Origin of the sequence: Mycolicibacterium nivoides (genome assembly GCF_003855255.1) — a bacterium.
Lineage (GTDB): Bacteria > Actinomycetota > Actinomycetes > Mycobacteriales > Mycobacteriaceae > Mycobacterium > Mycobacterium nivoides.
This window is the reverse complement of record NZ_CP034072.1, coordinates 2119107-2138861: the sequence shown is the minus strand read 5'-3', so window position 1 is coordinate 2138861 and position 19755 is coordinate 2119107. Positions and strand designations below refer to the sequence as shown.

Genomic DNA, 19755 nt, shown 5'->3' with positions numbered 1-19755 from the left:
TCTCATTCCTTACTTGCCCTACTTGGGATCGGATCCGGGTGAACCGGGATCAGCGCCGGCGCTTGTCGGTGCGGCGCACGAAGAAGCTGCCGATGGTCTGGATGAGCTGGACCCACACGATGATCACCAGAACGGTGGCGACCATGACCATCGGTTCGTAGCGGTAGTAGCCGTGTGTGATGGCGAAGTTGCCCAGCCCTCCGCCGCCGACGAGCCCGGCCACCGTGGTGGCCGATAGGTAGATCACGCTGAGGATGGTGAAGGCGTTGATCAATCCCGGACGGGCCTCGACGAGCAGAACATGGCGGATGATCTGAAGTCGTCCGCCGCCGAATGCGCGTCCCGCATCGACAACGCCGGCCCGGACGTCTAGTAGCGCCTGTTCTACGAGGCGCGCGAATTCCGGTATGGCGCTGATGGATAGCGGCACGACGACGGCCGTCGTGCCGATTGCGGTGCCGACGACGAACCGGGTGAACGGGATGACCGAGACCAACAGGATCAGGAACGGAAACGACCGCACGAAGTTCACGACCGCGTCCAGCACGATGTACAGCGACCTTTTCGGGGCCAGTGAGGCGGGCCGCACGACGTAGAGCCATACGCCCAACGCCCCGCCGAAGACGAGCGCGATCACCAACGTCAGCGCCAGCATGTAGGCGGTCTGAGCGGTCGCCAACCCGATTTCGGGTAGTACGGAGTGGATCTTCTCAATCACCGAGAACCTCCCAACCCCGCGTGGGGCGTTCGGCCAGCCCGAACAGATAGCGGGCGATCGGTGACTGCGGCCGGATCGGCGTGCCGAGCCTGAAGTCTTCGACGACCCGGCCCTGTTCCATCACCGAGACGCGATCGCACACCGCGTTGATCACGTGCACCTCGTGGGTGACGACGACGATCGTGATGCCGCGTTCGGCATTGATTCCCCGCAGCAGTTCCAGGATCTCGTCGGTGGTCCGCGGGTCGAGTGCCGATGTCGCCTCGTCGCACAACAGCACATCCGGTTCGGTGACCAGTGCCCGGGCGATGCCCACGCGTTGTTTCTGGCCGCCGCTGAGCTTCTCGGGATATCCGCCCGCCTTGTCGGCCAGACCCACGGCCGCGAGCGCCGCCGCGGCGCGCTCGCGGCGCAACCGAGTGCCGATCTTGGCCAGCCGCAACGGCAATTCGACGTTCTCCAGCACCGTTCGGTTGGCGAGCAGGTTGAACTCCTGGAAGATCATCCCGACCTTGCGGCGCCTCTCCCGCAACACCTTCTCGGGTAGCGACGTGAGATCTTCACCGTTGAGCAGCACCGCACCAGAATCGGGACGCTCCAGCAGGTTGATGCTGCGCAGCAGTGTCGACTTGCCTGCGCCGCTGAAGCCTGCGATGCCGTGCACGCTGCCGCGTCCGATGTCGAGGTTCACCCCATCGAGTGCGGTGAACCGTCCGTGCTCGTGATGTGGATAGGTTTTCGTGATGTCCTGCAGGCGCACCACCGATTCGCCGACGGGCCGATCATCGAGCAGTGGTGTGGTGGCGGCCCTGCTCACTGCTGGGCCGCGATGGGTAGTTCGGTGCGGTATCGCGCCGCCGGATGATCCGCGGCAAGTCTGGCCGTCCCGTTGTCGCTGAGCTTCTCGCGCAATGTGCCGGGTCGATAGGACGTGTCGAGTCGACCGCGCGAGCGCAGCTCGGGAACGATGTAGGTGATGAAGTCGGCGAACGAGCCGGGGCTGACGGCATAGGCGATGTTGAACCCGTCCAGATCGGCTTCATCGGCCAGGCTTTCCAATTGGTCGGCTACCTGTTGCGGCGACCCGACGATGGTCGGGTGCAGGCCGCCGAGCGTCATGGATTCGGCAACCTCACGCAGCGTGCGTCCTTGTCCGGTCGCCAGGGTGGACTGCGATGCGTTGGTGTCGCGCTGGGTGATGATCTCGCCGAGATCGTGTTGAGACCAGTCGATTCCGGTGAAGGCCGAGAACAGGGTCAACGCACCCTCGATGCTCCCGTGCGACTGGTAATCGCGGTACTTCGCGGCGGCGGACCGCTCATCGGCCGCGGTCACCACCGTGACCGAGGTGACGAACTTGATGGCATCCGGGTTGCGCCCGAACTTGGCTGCCAAATCCTTGACGGCGGCCACGCTGCGGCCGATCTCGGCGGCGTCCCGCCCGCCGAGAAAGACCAATTCGGCGTTGCGGGCCGCGAACTCGCGGCCTCGGGCCGAGGCACCTGCCTGGAAGATCACCGGAGTGCGCTGCGGGGACGGCTCACACAGATGCGGGCCGGGCACGCGGTAGTACGAACCCACGTGGCCGATGGAATGCACCTTCGCCGGGTTTGTGTAGACGCCGGCGGCCTGGTCGCGTACCACCGCGTCGTCCTCCCACGAGCCTTCCCAGAGTTGATACGTGACGTCGAGGAACTCCTGTGCCCGGTTGTACCGGTCGTCGTGGTCGAATTGCTTGTCCAGGCCCAGATTTCTGGCGGCGCTGTCGACCATGGATGTGACGACGTTCCAGGCGATCCTGCCGTCGGTCAGGTGGTCGAGCGTGGAGAAGCTGCGGGCCAGCAGGTACGGCTGGGTGTACGACGTCGACGCGGTGACGCCGAACCCCAGGTGCTCGGTCACCGCCGCCATGGCCGACACCGCCAGGATCGGATCGTTCACCGGCATCTGTGTGGCATTGCGCAACGCTGAGTCGTGGCTGCCTTGATACACCTCGATGGGGCCGAGCACGTCGGCGATGAACAGCGCGTCGAAGCCACCGGACTCCAGCAGTCGGGCCAGATCGGTCCAGTACGACAGCTTGAGGTAGCGGTGTGCCTCGTCATCGGGATGCCGCCAGAGTCCGGGGGACAGGTGTCCGACCGTCGGCATGACAAAACCGTTGAGGATGAGGCGTTTTCGTGCAGGGGTGACCAAGAGTTCAGCTCAATTCAATTCGAGGTGGTGCGACAGCCGGCGAGATGCGCTACCCGTTGACGGCGATATTGGTGATGTCGGCGTTGTTCCCGAGTGACTGCCAGGTCCAGTTGGTGACCCGGTCAGACGTCGGGACGGTCTTGACCCGCTCGATCAACGGGAACCAGGCCAGATCCTCGGTTGCGATCGTGTTGGCTTCCTGCCAGTCGGCGGTCGGATCCTTGGCGGCGAATGCGCGGTTGACGGCTTCGTTGAGTTTGGGGTTGTGGTAGGTGACGCCGTTCCAGGTGCCGCCGGGGGCGAAGTCCGAATCCAGCCAGCCGCCCAGGGTCATGCGGGCGCTGTTGCCCTGCCAGTCCGGAGTCCAGTTGGTGATGGCCAGATCCCATTGGCCGAGCTTGGACTTGTCGCTGAGGAACGCGTCGAAGGCGCCCCAGCTGTCGGCCGCGATCGGGGTGAGCGTGACGTTGATCCCGGACCGGGCCGCAGCGGTCTGCACCGAGGTGGCGATCTTCTCGAACTCCGGATTGTTGCGGTATGCCACGTTGACCGGCAGGCCGGCCTTGCCGGCCTCGGCCAACAAGGCCTTGGCCTTCTCCGGATCGCCCTTGTCTTCCGGGGTGGGGTAGGGGTTCTTCCCGGTGTACCCGACGATCGTCGAGGTCAGGATCTCATTGCTGGGGATCGCGGAGTCCGGGCCGCCGAGCCCACGGACCACGTCGGCCCGGTTCAGCGAGTAGTTGAACGCCTGTCGCACCCGCAGATCTTTGAATGCCTCCTGCGCAGGGGTTTTCGGATCGGCAGGGTTGTTCTGACTGATGAAGATCGCCGAGCCGCTGGCCGAGGTGTGCAGTTGGTCCGGGGCGGTCGTCTTGTACTGGGCGATGACATTGGCCGGATAGGCGCGGACGTACAGCCCGATATCGGCGGTGCCGGTCTGCAGTTGCTGGGAGGCCGCGTCGGCAGAGCTGACCGTGGTGTCGAAGACGATCTTGTCCGCGTATGCCTTTCGCGGATCGCCGTCGGAGTGGTATTCGGGCACCTTGGCCAGGGTCAGCTGCTTGCCCGGATCGAGGGACTCGATGAAGTACGGGCCGCTGGAGGCGTAGTTCTTGCGGAACTCCAGGCTGTCGGCGAAATACTTCGACACCACTTCCTCGGGCAGCGGGGTGACGAAGTTGAGGGTGAGGATGTCGAGGACATCACTGGCCGGCCGGGTCAGGGTGAGTTGTAATGTCTTGTCGTCCAGGGCCTTCAGTCCGCTGATCTGGTGGGTATCGATGAAGTTCTTGACCGCGGCCAGATCGCCGGTGGGAACCTTGGCGAACTCATCGGCGTATTCCTTGAACCCGTCGAACAGTGCGTTGTAGTAGGTGATGGCGCTGACCTGGGCGTTGGGGTCGGGGAAGCGCTTCACCGCGTACACGAAATCCTGCGCGGTGATCGGCCGGGTCGCGGCGCCCGAGTAGTTGATGTTGTCGCGCAGGTGGAAGGTGTAGGTCTTGCCGTCGGGGCTGACATCCCAGCTCTCAGCGAGATCGGGGACCACCTGGGTGTCCTTGCCGATGCTCTCCTTGTTGCCGGAATAGGTGACCAGCTGGCGGGTGGTCGCCCGGATCACCTGCCAGGATTCGGCAGAGTAGGCGATCAGCGGGTCGAGTGCGTCGACGTCACCGACGGAGGCGATCTGCAGCGTCCCGCCGTAGAGGCTGTTGGGGTCGGTCGGCGATGCCGACTCGCCCTTGTCGGTACCGCATGCGGCGACGAGCAGTGCGGTCGTCGTGATCAAGGCGCCGACCACTGTCCGTGGTGTGCTCATTGTGCTCCTCATTTGTGTTGTGGGACGGCCTATTTGCCGCTGCGGGCTGCGGTGATGACGTCGATGACGAATGTGGACACGACGAAGATGACAGCGCCGAGCAAGGTGCAGCCGATCACGACGGGCGCATCCCCGTTGTTCGCGGCACTGACGGCCAGACGCCCCACCCCGTCGAGACCGAAGATCTGCTCGGTGATGATGGCGCCGCCCAGTATCGCGGCGAACTCGATGGCGCCGAGGGTCAGGATCGGATTGAGTGCTGCCGACAGGGCGTGGTTGAAGTAAACCCCATGTGGGGCTACTCCTTTCGCGCGTGCCGTGCGGATGTAGTCCTTGTTGGCGACCTCCAGGACCGAGGCGCGAACCACCCGCTGGAACAGGCCGAGCTCGGCGAGCACCAGGGTCAGCCACGGCAGCAGCAGGTGCCGGGCCCACTCGGTGGGTGAGGCGGTCAACGCCACGTACCCGCCACTGGGAAACCACTTCAGGCCGGCCAGGGAGAGCTGGTAGTACAGCAAGAACAACAGGATCACGCCGGTGACGAAGGTCGGGATCGACAAGAACACGTAGGAGAACCCGGAGGTGACGGCGTCGAACACGCTGCCGGGCGAACGAGCTGCGTAGACTCCGAGCAGGATCGACAAGGCGATCCACAACACCAGTGCACCGACGGCCAGGCTCAGCGTGGCCGGGATCTTCTCCAGGATGAGATCGGTGACCGGACGTTGTTCTCGGTACGAGTACCCGAGGCTCGGCGGCCAGTTCAGCAATCCGGTGGGTGTTCCCTTGATCTCCGGACCGCGCACAACGTAATGCCAGAGCTGGACGAACCAGGGGTCGTTGAGCCGCAGGCTGTTGGCGATGGCATCGACGGTCTGCTGGGACGCGTTCTCCGGGGCCAACATCCGGGCCGGGTTCTGGTAGGCGACCTTGGTGAGCCCGAACGTCACCAGTACCACGGCGAACACCGTCAGCACCATGCGTGCCGAACGCCAGAGCAGGGTTCGCGTCATCGGGCGGCACCCGGGTCGAAGCGATTGCGCAGCGCCGTGCTGAGCACGTTGAAGCCGAGCACGGTGAGGAACAGTGCCCCCGCGGGGGCGATGAGCATCAGCGGCTGAGTCTGGTAGAGCGCGGAATCCTGGGCGTTGGCGATCATCGTGCCCCAGCTCGGTGTGGGCGGTCTGATCCCGACGCCGAGGTAGGACAACGATGCCTCCGCGATGATGTTGATCGGAAGTTGCACGGCCCAGTAGATGACGACGGTCGGTGCGATGTTCGGCAGGATCTCGCGCAGGATCACCCGGGTCGGTGAACTGCCCGCGCCGATCGCGGCGAGCACGAACGGCTTGGACTTGATCTCGACCACCGAATTGCGCACCAGTCGAGCGAAATACGTCCACGAGAACAGCGCGATGATGCCGATCACCACGATGATCGGGTCAACTACGGTCGAGCCGGCCGTGCCGCGGTTGAGCGTCACCACGCTGAGTGCCGTCACCAGAAAGGGAAAAGCCAGCGCGATGTTGGTCACCTCGGAGAGCGCGGCGTCGATCCGGCCGCCGAAGTACCCTCCGGTGAGCCCCACCACGAGTCCGACGAGCATGGCGATGGTGGTGGCGGGAATCCCGATGGCCAGGGACACCCGCGCCCCGTAGAGCGTGCGGATGAGCACATCTCGACCGCTCCCGTCGGCCCCCAACAGGAATCCGTGTCCACCGGTGATCGGCAGCCCGGCCGCGTCGAGAGTTTCATCGGGGAATTGTTCATTGGGGCCGTGGCCCACAGCGGCGGCGATCAGGGGTGCCACGAGTGCGGCCAGCAGGACGAGGCCGACCAGGGCCGAACCCACCACGAGGCCGGGGTCACGCAGGAATGAGTGCAGCCGACCGCGGCGTACGGGTTCCGGGATGCCAATGGCGACAGACGGTTTGAACAGCAGATCGGTCATGAGGCCTTCAGACGTGGGATCGCGTCGAGCAGCTTGCGGGTATAGGCCGAGCGTGGGTTCGCGAAGACCTCGGAGGTGACGCCGCTTTCCTGCACCCCGTCCGGTCCCAGCACGATCACCCGGTGTGCGATCGAAGACACCACGCCCAGGTCGTGAGTGATGAACAGGAATGCGGTGTGCTGCTCCCGGACAAGCTGGCGGACGAGCGAAATGATCTCGCTCTGGGTGGTGACGTCCAGGGAGGACAAGGCCTCGTCGGCGACGATCAACCGGGGCTGCAAGACCAGTGCCCGGGCGATCGCGGCACGCTGCCGTTGTCCACCGGACAATTCGGCAGGGTAGCGGTCCAGCAGCGAACGGGACAGCTTCGCGTCGTCGGCCGCGCGCCGCACCCGGGCGGCGATGGCGGCCTCGTCAACCCGCTGCGCCCGCAGCGGTTCGGCGAGAGACCGGGCCACCGTACGGCGCGGATTCAGGCTGGAGTAGGGATCCTGGAACACCAGCTGCACGTCACGGCGCGCAGCGGGGGGCAAGGCCGGTACGCCGTCGCCGAACCCGGTCGGGAAACGCGCTCCGGACAACGTGATCTCACCGGAATCGGCATACTGCAGCCCGGCGACGATCCGCCCGACCGTCGACTTACCGGAACCCGATTCACCGACCAGGCCGACGATCTCAGCGGGCCCGATGGTGAAGTCGAGCGCATCCACCACGGTCCGGCGCTCCCGTCGGCTCCGGGTGGGATAACTCTTGCGCAGGCCACGCACGGACAGCAGGGGTTCGGCCGAACCGGCTGGTTCGACCGCCCGCGCCAGGTGGCCGGTATCCACGGTGTGCAGCAGCGATGCCGACAACAGGTCGCGGGTGTACTGCTCCTGGGGCTGTTCGTAGATCCTTTCTCGTGGACCGCTTTCCACCACCCGTCCGTCCTTGACGACGGTGACGGTGTCAGCGATCTCGTGCACCACGCCCAGGTCGTGACTGACGAACAGGATCGCGGTGCCATGCTCGCGCTGCAGCCGTTTGAGCAGGCTCAGAATGTCGGCTTGCACGCTCACGTCGAGCGCGGTGGTCGGCTCGTCGGCGATGAGCAGCGCCGGATTCAGCGCGATGGCCATCGCGATCATTGCCCGCTGGCGCATTCCGCCGGAGAACTCTGCGGGATAGCTGCTGAAGGCACCGGAGGGATCGGCGATGCCCACCTCGTCCAGCAGCTCCTCGACCCGCCGGCGCCGCTGCCCGCGACCCGTCCGGGTATGGATCCGCAATACCTCGTCGATCTGGTGACCGATGGTCTTGAACGGGTGCAGATTGCTCTGCGGGTCCTGGAACACGAAACCGATATCTTTGCCGAGGATCCGGCGCAGCACCTTCTCCCGCAGCCCGAGGAGATCGTGGCCGGCGAATCGAACCGAACCGGTGACCTCGGCCTGCGGCCCGAGCAGGCGGGTGGCCGCCAGCAGTGAAACGCTCTTACCGGAACCGGATTCACCGACGATGGCCGCGGTCTGGCCGGGCTCGACCGAGAAACTGATCCGCTCGACCGCCCTCACCGCTCGCCGACCGCGAGCCCGGTTACCGGTGTGAAGTGTGACGGCGAGATCGGTGACGTCAAACAGCGTCATCGTGCGTGTGTTGCTGCGCGGGCGCCGATCTCATGAGGAACATCCTTTGCCAGGATGATCTGGTGGACAACGGTTTCGATCAGTCCGAAGTTATCGGCACTCAACTCCACGTCAGAAGTAGATCCCGGTGTGCGGCTGCACCGGAACGTTGAACAGGCGGTCCGCGGTGGCGAGCGCGGTCGGGTCGTTGACCCTCACCAATCCACTCAGCGCGAGGGCGCGCCACGACGCGGCACCCAGCAGCACCGCCGCCACCGCGCCGGTGCCGGCTTCCAGCTGCGCCGGTCCTTCCACGCGTTGCGCGCCTCCCGCCGAGATCGCATAGGTTCCGGAATTCTCCTGCAGCAGCGGGTCGTCCAGCTCAAGGGTGAGCTCTCCCTGGTCGGGGTAACTGCGGCCGCCCAGGGCAGCCGGGGCGTCGATGACCCGCAGCCAGGTCTCGTCGCGGGTACCGGCGACCCGCGCCGCGCGCCGGTCGGTGAGCAGCCAGGGCAGGGGGTCATCGGTCGGCAGCATCTGGAAGACCAGGCGGTCGATGAGGTCGAGGTCGAGAAGGTAGCGAAGCAGGCCCAGGTATGCGTCGTCGGTGGGGGCGAAGAAATCATCCACCACCACGGTTCGTTGCTCGCTGACGAACCATGTCTCGGTTTCCACCGGGTGGTACCTGACGAACCCCGTTTCAGACCCCGGTTCACCGTGGACCGCGACATAACTGGGCCCGGTGGAACTCTCGGCCCGTAGCCGCTGGGACTGCCACCACACCGCCGGACGGTCGATGGTGCCCGGTCGTTCGGGACGGTTGACCGCGAAGATCTGCGGTAACAGCTGCCAGGATTCGTCCGGTCCGATCAGCCGGACCGGCCCGCCGTGGCCGACGCCCGGCCGCAAGCCGGCCCGTCTGGTCAGCACTTCGACGGTGGTGGAGAAGCTGGCGACGGCGTATCCGAAACGCCCGTAGATGGTGGCCTCTGAGGCCCGTAGTGTCGCCACCGCCTCACCGCGGTCACGAATATCGCGAAGTTGGTGGCGCATGAGGTCGGTGGCGATCCCGCGCCGGGTATACGACGGTAGGACGCCGACGTGGGTCACCGCCGCGTGGCCCACGATCTTGCCGCCGGGCAGGGTGAGCGAGCTGGACGCCGAGTCGGTGGTGCCGGCCAGTTCTCCGCCGACGAACGCCCCCAACGTGCGTCCCGGCTCGAGGATCTGGTGGATACGTCCCGAGGACAACCCGGTCAGCTGCGGGAAACCGACCATCGCGGCCCGGAACACGTTGAGCGCCTTGGTCAGATCCTGTTCGGTGTCGAGCACCCGGATGTCGGTGCTGCCGCGGCTCACACCAGACCCCGTTCTCTCAGAATGGATCCGGCGCCCTCGGCGAACCAGAAGGCTTCCTCGACATGGGGTTGCCCGGACAGGATGAAGTGGTCGATGCCCAGATCGTGGTACTCGCTGATGCGGTCGGCGACCTCGGTGTGGCTGCCGACGAGCGCGGTGCCCGCACCGCCGCGGACCAGGCCGTAGCCGGCCCACAGGTTGGGGGAGATCTCAAGGTCGGCCGTGCTGCCCTCATGCAGCGCGGTCATCCGTTGTTGTCCCACCGATTCGGTGCGGGCCAGCACCTCTTGAGCGGATCTGATCCGCTCCTCGCTGATCGCGCCCAGTAGCCGCTCGGCATGTGCCCACGCCTGTTCCGAGGTGTCCCGGCTGATCACGTGCAGCCGGATACCGAACTGCAGGGTCCGGCCGTGAGCCGCTGAACGGGCCCGCAACCGCTGCAGCCGCTCGGTGATCTGGGCCGGCGTCTCGCCCCAGGCCAGATAGGTGTCGACATACCGGGCGGCGACCTCCTCTGCCGCCGGTGAGGCACCGCCGAAGAAGATCTGCGGCGGATCCCAGTCGCCGAAGTCGATGCGGGCGCCGGAAATTCGGTAGTGCTGCCCGTCGAAGTCGAAGGCGGCTCCCGCCGGGGCGGTGCTGACACCGCGCACCACGTTGAGAAACTCGCCGGTTCGCCGGTACCGCTCGTCGTGGCCGAGGTGGTCACCGAAGCGGGCCTGTTCCACCGGGTCGCCACCGGTGACGATGTTCAGCAGGAGCCGTCCACCGGAGATGCGCTGGAAGGTCGCGGCCTGGTGCGCCGCCAGCGTGGGCGAGATGAATCCGGGACGGAACGCCACCAGGAATTTGAGGCGGGTGGTGGCCTGGCTCAGCGCCGCTGTGGTGATCCAGGCGTCTTCACACCAGGTCCCGGTGGGCGTCAGTACCGCTTCGAAGCCGAGAAGTTCTGCCGTGCGGGCGACTTCGGTCAGGTATTCGATTGTCGGTGGCCGGATTCTGCTGGACGACGGACCGACCGCCAGGTGCGAATCGTCGCCGGACCCGACGATATCGCGGCTGTCTCCGTTGGTGGGTAGGTACCAGTGCAGGTGAATGCTCATCAGCCTGGCAACGCTGCCACCGGAGCCGGCCGCAGACAACCGATAAACCAGCCGTGAATCTAACCCGTCCGCGTCTGGCGGCTCGCGTCGGCGGACAGGGCGTCCCGGTAGCGTGCCGCCGGGTGATCGTCGCGCACCCTGGCCCGCCCGCCGATCCTGCCGCGAAGAGTGGCCGGGGCGGCCGGTGTGGGGCGCACCCGACCGCGCCGGTCCAGCTCGGGCACAACGAGTTCGGCGAAGTCCCGATAGCTCTCCGGATTGACGATGTGGATCAGGTTGATGCCCTGTGTTCCGGTGTCGCGCAACCACTGCTCCAACTGGTCGGCGACCGATGGGGCATCCCCGACCAGGGTGTGGGACCGGCCGAATCCCGTGTCCGGGGCCAGTGCGCGGCGCAGGGTCCAGGCCTTGTCGGCGTCGGCGAACATCGACAGCAGCGAGCGGTTCGAATCGGTGTCGTGGTGGCCGATCACGGTGTCGAGGTCCTGACCGGAGAAATCCACGCCGGTACTCGCCGAGTAGTGCGCCAACGCCCCTTCGACATCGAAATACCGTTGATAGTCGGCGAGTTTGGCTGCGGCGCCCGCCGCGGTGTCGTCCACCACCACCGACAGCGCGCTGACGAAGCTCAGGGAGTCGGGATCGCGCCCGTAGTGGGCCGCCAACCCGCGGATGGTTTCGACGTTGCGCCGGATTCCGGGGGCGTCGGCCCCGGCCACGAACACCACTTCGGCGTGTTTGGCGGCGAAGTGCTGGCCACGCGGCGAGCCGCCGGCTTGTAGGAGCAGCGGGGTGCGTTGCGGGCTCGGCTCGGACAGGTGGGCGTCGGGCACGCTGAAGTGCCGTCCGCGGTGGGCGATCCCGTGCACTTTGCCCGGATCGGTGTAGACGTTGCGGTCACGGTCGCGCACCACGGCGTCGTCCTCCCAGGACCCCTCCCACAGCTTGTAGGCGACGTCGAGGAACTCGTCCGCGCGCTCGTAGCGCTCGTCGTGGGGAATCTGGGTGTCCAGGCCCAGATTGCGTGCGGCACTGTCGAGTTGGGACGTGACGATGTTCCAGGCCACTCGGCCGCCGGTGAGATGGTCCAGGGTCGTGAACTTGCGGGCCAGCAGATACGGATGCTCGTAGGTGGTCGACACCGTGACACCGAATCCGAGATGCGTGGTTCCCGCGGCGAGGGCTGAAACCAGTAACAGCGGATCGCTCAGCGGAGATTGAGTGCCCGTCCGCAACGATGTGGCCGCGCTGCCGCCGTAAGTGTCGAGCAGGCCGACCGCATCGGCGAGGAAGAACGTGTCGAACCGCCCCTCGTCGAGGATGCATGCCAGCTCGAGCCAATAGGCGATGGTGTTGTAGCGGTGGGTCTGGTCGCGGGGGTGGCGCCACAGGCCGTAGTTGACGTGGGAGACCGCGTCCATCGAGAAACCGTTGAGGATGATCGGCCCATCGGTGGCCGGCGACTGCGCGGTCACTGGGCGGTGTTGACCGGCACCCGCCGGGCCTGCGCCAGCAGTTCACCCCAGGCGTTGAAGGCCTCGGCATATTCGGCCGTGGTGCCCGATCTGCCACCGGCGAGGTCGACCAACGCCCGTGCGATGCTGCCGATTCCGATGCCGGTGCGCTGCACCACCCGCACCAGCTCGGCGAACGCCTGATCGGGCGCGCAACCGCGCAGGGCGACCAGAACACCGATCGCCACGTCGATCTTGATGCGTGAGGTGTCGTCTGCACGGAGGCGGTTGTAGCTCATGGTCCGATGGTGCCGTGCCGGCAACGGTGGATCCAGAGATCGGCGCACGGTGATTTCTCCCGTGAGCAGACGCAAAACTGCCCCAAATCATCGGATTTGGGGCAGTTTTACGTCTGCTCGCGCAGTTAGGGTGAGCCCTCGGCGATCCGGCGCACCGCGTCGATGAACACGTCGATCTCCTCGAAGGTGTTGTAGAACGCGAACGACGGTCGCACCGTGGCTTCCAGGCCCAGGCGACGCAGGATCGGCTGGGCGCAATGATGCCCGGCCCGCACCGCGATGCCCTCGGCGTTGAGCGCCTTGCCCACCTCCAGCGGTTCATGCCCGGCCAGCACGAACGACAGCACGCTCGCCTTCTCGTCGGCGGTTCCGACGAGTCGCACGCCCGGGATGGCGGCCAGTCGCGGGGTGGCGTACTCCAGCAACGCGTGCTCGTAGGCCGCGATGCGTTCGATACCGACCCGCTCCACGTACCGCAGTGCCTCACCGAGTCCGACCGCGTCGGCGATGTTGCCGGTGCCGGCCTCGTACTTGTTCGGCGGGCCCTGATACAACGACCGGTCCAGGGTGACATCGGCGATCATGTTGCCGCCGCCCTGCCACGGCGGGGTTTCGGCGAGCACGTCCTCGCGGCCGTACAGGGCACCGATTCCGGTGGGTCCGTAGATCTTGTGGCCGGAGAACACGAAGAAGTCGGCCCCGAGTTCGGCCACGTCGATCGGGATGTGCGGAATGGACTGGGCCCCGTCGATCAGCACTCTGGCGCCGTAGCGGTGCCCGAGCTCGACGATGGTCTTGACCGGGGTCACCGTGCCCAGCGCGTTGGACACCTGCGTGGCGGCAACGAGTTTCGTCCGGGGCCCGAGCAGATCCTCGAACTCACTGAGCAACAGGTTGCCCGCGTCGTCCACCGGCGCCACCCTCAGCACCGCGCCGGTCTGCTGTGAGATCAGCTGCCACGGCACGATATTGGCGTGGTGCTCGAGGTGGGTGATGACGATCTCGTCACCCGGGCCCAGATGCTTGCCGCCCCATGCGTAGGCCACCAGATTGATCGCCTCGGTGGTGCCGCGGACGAAGATGATCTCCTCGGCCTTCGCCGCGCCGATGAAGCGGCGCACCGATTCCCGCGCGTCCTCATAGGCATCGGTGGCGCGGGCCGCCAGTTCGTGGGCGGCCCGGTGGATGTTGGAGTTCTCGTGCGCGTAGAAGTACGACAGCCGGTCGATGACCGACTGGGGCTTCTGGGTGGTGGCGGCGTTGTCGAACCAGATCAGCGGCTTGCCGTTGACGGTCTCCCGCAGGATCGGGAAGTCCGCGCGGATCGCGTTGACGTCGAAGATCTCGTGGTCGTCTTGGATTGCCGGGACCGGCTCGGTTGCAACGGGATCGGTAGGAGCCTGCAGGAAGTAGTAGCTCCCCGCATCCTCGGAAACTGCCGGCGTGTCCGACCACCCGAGATGCGGTACGTCCGGCACCGCGCCCGGCCACGTCGGCGCCGATCCACGGGGCGCCACCGGTGCCGACGGGGGAGCGCTTGCCAGCACGCCGGGCACCTTCGGGACCAGGCCCGTGGGGACCGCGAACGCCTCCAGCCCACCGATGGGGGCGATGGGACTGGCCGCACCACCGCGGGGCGCTACCGGGACCACGCCCGGAATGCCTTCCGGCTCAGGTGTGCTCGGTGCCGGAACGAAAACCTCCGGCACCGACACGAACTCGGCCGGAGTGCCCGGATGTGCCAGGCCGGCCGCGGCTGAGCCCGCCGACGCCGCCGAGGTGGTATCCGGTGCCACCCCGCGCGGGGCGACCTGTGTGGCCGCGGGCGGGCTGTCGGGCCCGGGCCGGATGCTGGTCGCGTACAGCTGGGTGGCCAGCGCGGCCAGTTCGGCTTCAGTGAACGGCTGATCGCTTGCCCGTCCTTCTGGGCCTAGCGGCTCGAACTCACTTGTACTCATGGAAGTGGTCCACTCCGACGTCCTCGAGGACCGCCAGCGCGTCGTCGGTGAGCACAGCCAGCGACGAGTACAGGGTCACCAGGTAGGACGCGATCGCCGACCGGTTGATGCCGGTGAAGCGCACCGACAGGCCCGGGGCCTGCTCGCCGACCAGTCCCGGCTGGAACAGGCCGACGACGCCCTGACGCTCCTCGCCGGTGCGCACCAGGATGAACTTGGTCTTGCCCTTCTCGACGGGAACCTTGTCCGAGGGCACGATCGGGATGCCGCGCCAGGTGATGAACTGGGCGCCGAACAGGCTGACGACTGGCGGCGGCACCCCGCGGCGGGTGGCCTCGCGGCCGAACGCCGCCACTCCGAGCGGATTGGTAAGGAAGAACGCCGGGGTCTTCCACACCTTGGTGATGAGCGAATCCAGGTCATCGGGGGTGGGAGTGCCGCGCAGGGTCTGGATGGTCTGCTCCGGCGTCACCTGCGACAGCAACCCGTACTCGGGGTTGTTGACCAGCTCGAACTCCTGGCGCTCCTTGATCGTCTCGATGGTCAGCCGCAGCTGCTGGGCGACCTGGTCGTGCGGGCTGGAGTACAGGTCCGACACCCGGGTGTGCACGTCGAGCAGCGTCGAGATCGAGCGCAGCGTGTATTCGCGCGGGCTGGTCTCGTAGTCGACGTAGGTCTCGGGCAGCGGCTCTTCGGTGCCCGCGCCTTCCTCCGAGTGGATCGCCACCTGATCGGGGTTGACCACCCGGTTGACCCGGTAGATGCCTGCCTCGACGGGCACCCAGCTCAGCAGGTGCAGCAGGAACCGCGGGGTGATGGTGGACAGCTGGGGAACGGTCTTGGTGGCATTCGCCAGCTGGCGGGCGGCGAGATCGCCGAGTGCCTGTGATTCGTTCTGTGCGGACGTCACGGGGTCCTACCTCCAACCGATGAATGTGAGTGTGGGCGGCAACGATACGGCCAAAATCTGTCCACGACAGTGTTTAGTGCGCGGACGATTCAAATCTGTCACCACGATGTGAACTGGGCATTGCTGTCCACTTGCCGTATGGTGGGCCCCATGCAACACGTCGAATCGCTGCGCGTCGCCATCGTGCGCTGCCTCGACGTGCGTTGTTGTTGTTGATTTTCTGACGCCCTCCTCTGCGTCGTCCGCCCGCCTTTCTCGCGGTGCGTTGATGCGCGCGTATCCGGCCTTCAAGAAAGTCAACCCGTCATGTCTGTCCTGTCTGTTGCTGATTCCCGCGGCGAACTCCCAATGGATTCCCAGGGGGTGTCCGGCCCGGTGGCCGTACGCACCCGGATACGTCCCCGCCGGACCGACCCGGTAACGATGACCCGGTATCGCGGTGGCACCTATTCGCACACCGTGGACACCGTGGTGTTCACCGACGGCACCTCGGCTCGCACCGATCTGATCAGGCTCAATCCCAACGTCGAGGCCTACTCGCTGGACTTCGCCGGCATCGCGCCCACCCGACCGTCGCGGTATGAGGCCGCCACGTGGTCGGCGGTGCGCAACCTGCGCGCCCGGTCCTATGAGGCCGAGGTGGACTGGATCGTCCGCAACTCGTTTCCCACCCTCGGCACGGCCGAGTTGAGCCGCCGGGTGCGGGCGGCCGGGGTGCCGCTGGGGTCGGCCAACCTGGCCGAACACGAGGCGATCGCGGCCACTCAGGCGGCCATCTGGTTGTTCACCAACGGGCTGGCGCTGGACAACCGGGCGCGCAACGAACCGGCGAGGGCTTACCCCGATGCCGACGGCATCGTGTTCGACTTCGACGGGGCTCCCCAGTTGGGCGGCTACACGGTCGAATTGGAATCGACCGCCGCGGTGTCGTTGGTGCTGCAGAAGTCGAACGACGGCGTGCTGTGGGAGGACGTGGCGGCCTCGGGACTCAATATCGCCGCGGGCCGTGGCACGCATCGCCGGACTCTCGGCGTCGGCAGCACGGTGTCCTCGACCCGGCCCGGCCGCGGGCCGGAGGGCTACCGGTACTACCGGCTGGCCGTCCTGTCCGATCGTGACGCGCTGGTTCGGGTCACCGATATCCGGTTCTGGCTCAACGGTTCTGGCGCGTACGCCAACTCCGACCGCGTGGTGCATCTGTACAACTATCTGACCGCCGGGGCCCGGGCGGCCCGGCGGGCCACGACGTCCCCCGCATTGTCGGCCGAGGAGGCGGTGGTCGAGGCCGGGGTGATCGGGCCGTTCCGGTTGCGGGCCACCGACAGTGCGGCGCTCGAGGTGTCGCACGGGGTCGTCGTCGATCGCGCCGGCCGGGAACTGAGCGGCGCGGTGCAACCCGGTGACGAGTTCTTTCTGCGGGTGCCCCCGGGCGTCGATCAGGTCACGCTGACCGTGCGCGTCCCGGCCACCCCGGACGGATTCGGCGGGCGCGTGATCACAGCGATCGCCCAGTCCCCGGGGAGCGGCACTGCGAGCGGACTCACGCCGGTGGTACTGGTGACCCCGGCCCAGTTGGAGGTCGAGTTCGACGTCCAGTTCGGCGCCGTGTCGACGGACACGCTGACCCGCAGCGCCTAGCTGTAGCGGCTACATCTGTAGAACGTAGGCCTCCGGCCTACATCGGCGCGTTGGCGGGCTGGAAGACCCCGGAACTGTCGGACTCCTCCTCGGCCCGGATGACGTGCACCACGGCGTTGATCAGGGCCAGGTGGGTGAACGCCTGCGGGAAGTTGCCCAGGTGGCGGCCCGTGCGTGGCTCGATCTCCTCTGCGTACAGATGCAGCGGGCTGGCGAACGACAGCAACCGCTCCAGCAGATGCTTGGCCCGGCTCACCTCGCCGATCTCGACCAAAGCGGACACCAGCCAGAACGAACAGATGGTGAAGGTGCCCTCCTCGCCGGACAGGCCGTCGTCGGTCTCCTCGACCCGGTAGCGCAGCACCAGGCCGTCCTCGGTGAGTTCGTCGGCGATCGCCAGCACCGTGGCCCGTACCCGCGGGTCATCCGAGGGCAGGAACCGAGTCAACACCGCCAGCAGCAGTGACGCGTCCAGTGCGTCGTCGCCGTACCGCTGGGTCAGCACGCCGCGGGAGTCGACCCCGCGAGCCAGGATGTCGGCCTTGATCTCCTCGGCCGTCGCGCGCCACTGTTGCGCGTAGCTCTTCTCGCCCTGCAGTTCGGCCAGCTTCGAACCACGGTCCAGTGCCACCCAGCACATGATCTTGCTTGAGGTGAAGTGCTGCGGTTCGCCGCGCACCTCCCAGATGCCCCGGTCGGGTTCCTTCCAGTGCTTGATGGCTTCCTCGACCTGGTTCTTCAGCACCGGCCACAGCGCCTCGGGAATCTGCTCGCGCGACTTGGCGTGCAGGTACACCGAATCGAGCATGGTGCCCCAGATGTCGTGCTGCATCTGGTTGTAGGCGCCGTTGCCGATGCGCACGGGCCGGGCGTTGTCGTAACCCGAGAGGTGGTGCAGTTCTTCCTCGACCAGGCTGCGCTCGCCGCCGACCCCGTACATCACCTGCAGCGGGTGCCGTTCGCCGTTGTTGGCGCCGGAGACGTCGGCGATGAACGAGAAGAAATCGTCGGCTTCCCGGTCCAGGCCGAGTGTGTACAAACCCCACAGCGCGAAGGTGGAATCCCGGATCCACGAATAGCGGTAGTCCCAGTTACGTTCGCCGTGAGGGGTTTCCGGCAGCGACGTGGTGGGCGCGGCCAGCAGGGCGCCGGTCGGCGAGTAGGTCAGGCCCTTGAGCGTCAGCGCGCTGCGCTGCAGGTACGACCGCCACGGGTGATCGGGGAAGTCGCCGATGTTGATCCATTGCCGCCATGATTCGCTGGTCTTCCACATCTTCTCGGCGGCCTCTTCGTAGGTCTGAGGGGCCGGGTGCTTGGACCAGCTGAGCGCGACGAACACGTTGTCGCCCTCGGTGAGCCGGGTGCGGGCGCGGGCCTCGCGGCCCTCGATGCCGATCCGCAGATTGGTGGTGAGCCGCAGTGTGGGGTGCGAATCCGGGTTCCGGCTGGCGCGGGCGATGGCCTCGCCGTAGGCCGGTCCGGAGTACTCCCACGACGCGCTGACCCGGTGGTAGTCGAACGCCGGCTCGCAGTTCATCACCAGTTCGACGGTGCCGCTGACACACCGCACGGTGCGCAACAGGATGTGCTCGGCGTCCCAGTCCATCGGGGTGCGCCGGTGTGTGCGGGAGCGGGTGTCGATGTCGTGCCATGGGCCCATCACCAGCGCGTCGCGCACGATCAGCCAGCCGGTGTGGGTCTGCCAGGTGGTCTCCAGGATGAGGCTGCCCGGCAGATAGCGCCGCGCCGCCGGAACGGTCACGCCGTAGGGACCGAGCCGGAAATGGCCCGCGCTGCGGTCCAGGATCGCGCCGAACACGCTGGGGGAGTCGGGCCGGGGGACACACAGCCACTCCACCGATCCGGCCGAGGAGATCAGGCAGGTGTTCTCGCAGTCGGACAGGAAGCCGTAGTCGGCGATCGGCGGGAACGGGTTCCGCAGTGCCCCGCCGGACGAGTACGGCACCGGGGCGGTGACCGTCAACGGTGCCTCGGGCGCCTTGGGAGTGTCCGATGCCTTGTCGAGTGCCGCGACGACATCCGTGGGCTCGGTGTGTTGCAGAACCATCCGCACATCATCGTGCGTGGATACAGGTGTCGTCTACCCAAGACACGCGTGTCGAATGTTACGGGCGGGACGGGACTAATAACGGGCCCACTTGTCGATCGCCTACGCTTGCCCCATGGCGGCAATCCTGAACTGGTGGGACGGCGTCGAACTGTGGCTGACCGGGCTGCCGTTCGTCGTGCAGACCGCTGTCGTGATGCCGGTGGTTCTGGCGCTGGCCTATGGCAGTGCGCTGGTGCTCGACGGCGCGCTGGGCTGGGGAATCACCGGGTTGCACCGACTGCGCCACGCCCCGGCAGACGAGGTGGAATCCGAGTGAACGGTATGCCACGCTCACGTGTCACCCTGATCTTGATTCTGCTGGTCGTCCTGGTCATCGTGATGTGGTTGCTGACCCGCTGACACGGACACAGATCGCTCGGCGGGCACGACGCCGGAATTCTGTTATTCTTCGCGCCATGCATTCAGCGTCCGGCAAGACCGAGAGCCATGTCTTGGCTCTCATTGCCGTGGGTTCATGCGCTGTTGCTGACGTCGCCTGTTGTCGCTGACTCCAACCCGTCCGCGGTTTGGTGTCGGTGGCGGTCCTGTGCCCGGATGCTCTTTTCTCGCCTGCCACGCCTCCCTAGCCTTTCCGCATGACGGACCTCGTTTTGTCCGCTGTCCGTAAGAAAGGTC

17 protein-coding genes are annotated in these 19755 nt (G+C 66.5%); 3 read left to right on the top strand and 14 right to left on the bottom strand.

Annotated elements, in window-relative coordinates; translation table 11 throughout:
- Positions 1–49: 49 nt before the first annotated feature.
- The 13 genes from EH231_RS10130 to EH231_RS10070 all read right to left on the bottom strand — a co-directional run bounded on the left by EH231_RS10130 (position 50) and on the right by EH231_RS10070 (position 15371).
- Entirely contained in the window at positions 50–718 is a 669-nt protein-coding gene (locus EH231_RS10130; protein ID WP_234927212.1) for a methionine ABC transporter permease, read from the bottom strand.
- A complete protein-coding gene (locus EH231_RS10125; RefSeq protein ID WP_234927211.1) occupies positions 711–1535 on the bottom strand; it encodes a methionine ABC transporter ATP-binding protein in 825 nt (274 codons plus the stop codon). Before EH231_RS10125 ends, EH231_RS10130 begins: the two co-directional genes overlap by 8 nt.
- Entirely contained in the window at positions 1532–2869 is a 1338-nt protein-coding gene (locus tag EH231_RS10120; RefSeq protein ID WP_124712351.1) for an LLM class flavin-dependent oxidoreductase, read from the bottom strand. The genes EH231_RS10125 and EH231_RS10120 overlap by 4 nt, the downstream gene beginning before the upstream one ends.
- 94 nt (positions 2870–2963) lie before the next feature.
- A complete protein-coding gene (locus EH231_RS10115; RefSeq protein WP_124712350.1) occupies positions 2964–4733 on the bottom strand; it encodes an ABC transporter substrate-binding protein in 1770 nt (589 codons plus the stop codon).
- 29 nt (positions 4734–4762) lie between these two features.
- The gene (locus EH231_RS10110; protein WP_090431652.1) at positions 4763–5746 is read right to left on the bottom strand and encodes an ABC transporter permease; all 984 of its coding nucleotides are present in this window, start codon (positions 5744–5746) and stop codon (positions 4763–4765) included.
- A complete protein-coding gene (locus tag EH231_RS10105; protein ID WP_090431650.1) occupies positions 5743–6684 on the bottom strand; it encodes an ABC transporter permease in 942 nt (313 codons plus the stop codon). The genes EH231_RS10110 and EH231_RS10105 overlap by 4 nt, the downstream gene beginning before the upstream one ends.
- On the bottom strand, positions 6681–8309 hold the full coding sequence (locus EH231_RS10100) for a dipeptide ABC transporter ATP-binding protein (RefSeq protein WP_090431648.1): 1629 nt from the start codon (positions 8307–8309) through the stop codon (positions 6681–6683). The genes EH231_RS10105 and EH231_RS10100 overlap by 4 nt, the downstream gene beginning before the upstream one ends.
- A 111-nt stretch (positions 8310–8420) precedes the next feature.
- Positions 8421–9647, bottom strand: coding sequence for a GNAT family N-acetyltransferase (locus EH231_RS10095; protein WP_124712349.1), 1227 nt, complete (start codon positions 9645–9647; stop codon positions 8421–8423).
- A complete protein-coding gene (locus EH231_RS10090; RefSeq protein ID WP_090431644.1) occupies positions 9644–10750 on the bottom strand; it encodes an LLM class flavin-dependent oxidoreductase in 1107 nt (368 codons plus the stop codon). Before EH231_RS10090 ends, EH231_RS10095 begins: the two co-directional genes overlap by 4 nt.
- 59 nt (positions 10751–10809) lie before the next feature.
- Positions 10810–12171, bottom strand: coding sequence for an NtaA/DmoA family FMN-dependent monooxygenase (locus tag EH231_RS10085; protein WP_124714235.1), 1362 nt, complete (start codon positions 12169–12171; stop codon positions 10810–10812).
- Positions 12172–12221: 50 nt separating this feature from the next.
- Complete coding sequence (locus EH231_RS10080; protein ID WP_090431642.1) at positions 12222–12503, bottom strand: ANTAR domain-containing protein; 282 nt, start codon at positions 12501–12503, stop codon at positions 12222–12224.
- 125 nt (positions 12504–12628) lie between these two features.
- Positions 12629–14461 carry a family 2A encapsulin nanocompartment cargo protein cysteine desulfurase gene (locus EH231_RS10075; protein ID WP_090431641.1) on the bottom strand — a complete coding sequence of 611 codons (1833 nt, stop codon included), beginning with the start codon at positions 14459–14461 and terminating at the stop codon, positions 12629–12631.
- Entirely contained in the window at positions 14448–15371 is a 924-nt protein-coding gene (locus EH231_RS10070; protein WP_044523008.1) for a family 2A encapsulin nanocompartment shell protein, read from the bottom strand. Before EH231_RS10070 ends, EH231_RS10075 begins: the two co-directional genes overlap by 14 nt.
- A 348-nt stretch (positions 15372–15719) precedes the next feature.
- Here EH231_RS10070 and EH231_RS10065 point away from each other — a divergent pair, with 348 nt between their 5' ends.
- On the top strand, positions 15720–17009 hold the full coding sequence (locus tag EH231_RS10065; RefSeq protein ID WP_241177921.1) for a thioester domain-containing protein: 1290 nt from the start codon (positions 15720–15722) through the stop codon (positions 17007–17009).
- A 37-nt stretch (positions 17010–17046) separates the two neighbouring features.
- Here the strand turns inward: EH231_RS10065 and EH231_RS10060 are convergent, their stop codons facing one another.
- Positions 17047–19077, bottom strand: coding sequence for a glycoside hydrolase family 15 protein (locus EH231_RS10060; RefSeq protein WP_090431637.1), 2031 nt, complete (start codon positions 19075–19077; stop codon positions 17047–17049).
- A gap of 115 nt (positions 19078–19192) precedes the next feature.
- Between EH231_RS10060 and EH231_RS10055 the strand changes: the two genes are divergently transcribed.
- Entirely contained in the window at positions 19193–19396 is a 204-nt protein-coding gene (locus EH231_RS10055) for a hypothetical protein (protein WP_090431635.1), read from the top strand.
- Positions 19299–19628 carry an Ms4533A family Cys-rich leader peptide gene (locus EH231_RS34770; protein ID WP_413183183.1) on the top strand — a complete coding sequence of 110 codons (330 nt, stop codon included), beginning with the start codon at positions 19299–19301 and terminating at the stop codon, positions 19626–19628. Before EH231_RS10055 ends, EH231_RS34770 begins: the two co-directional genes overlap by 98 nt.
- Positions 19629–19755: the final 127 nt, after the last annotated feature.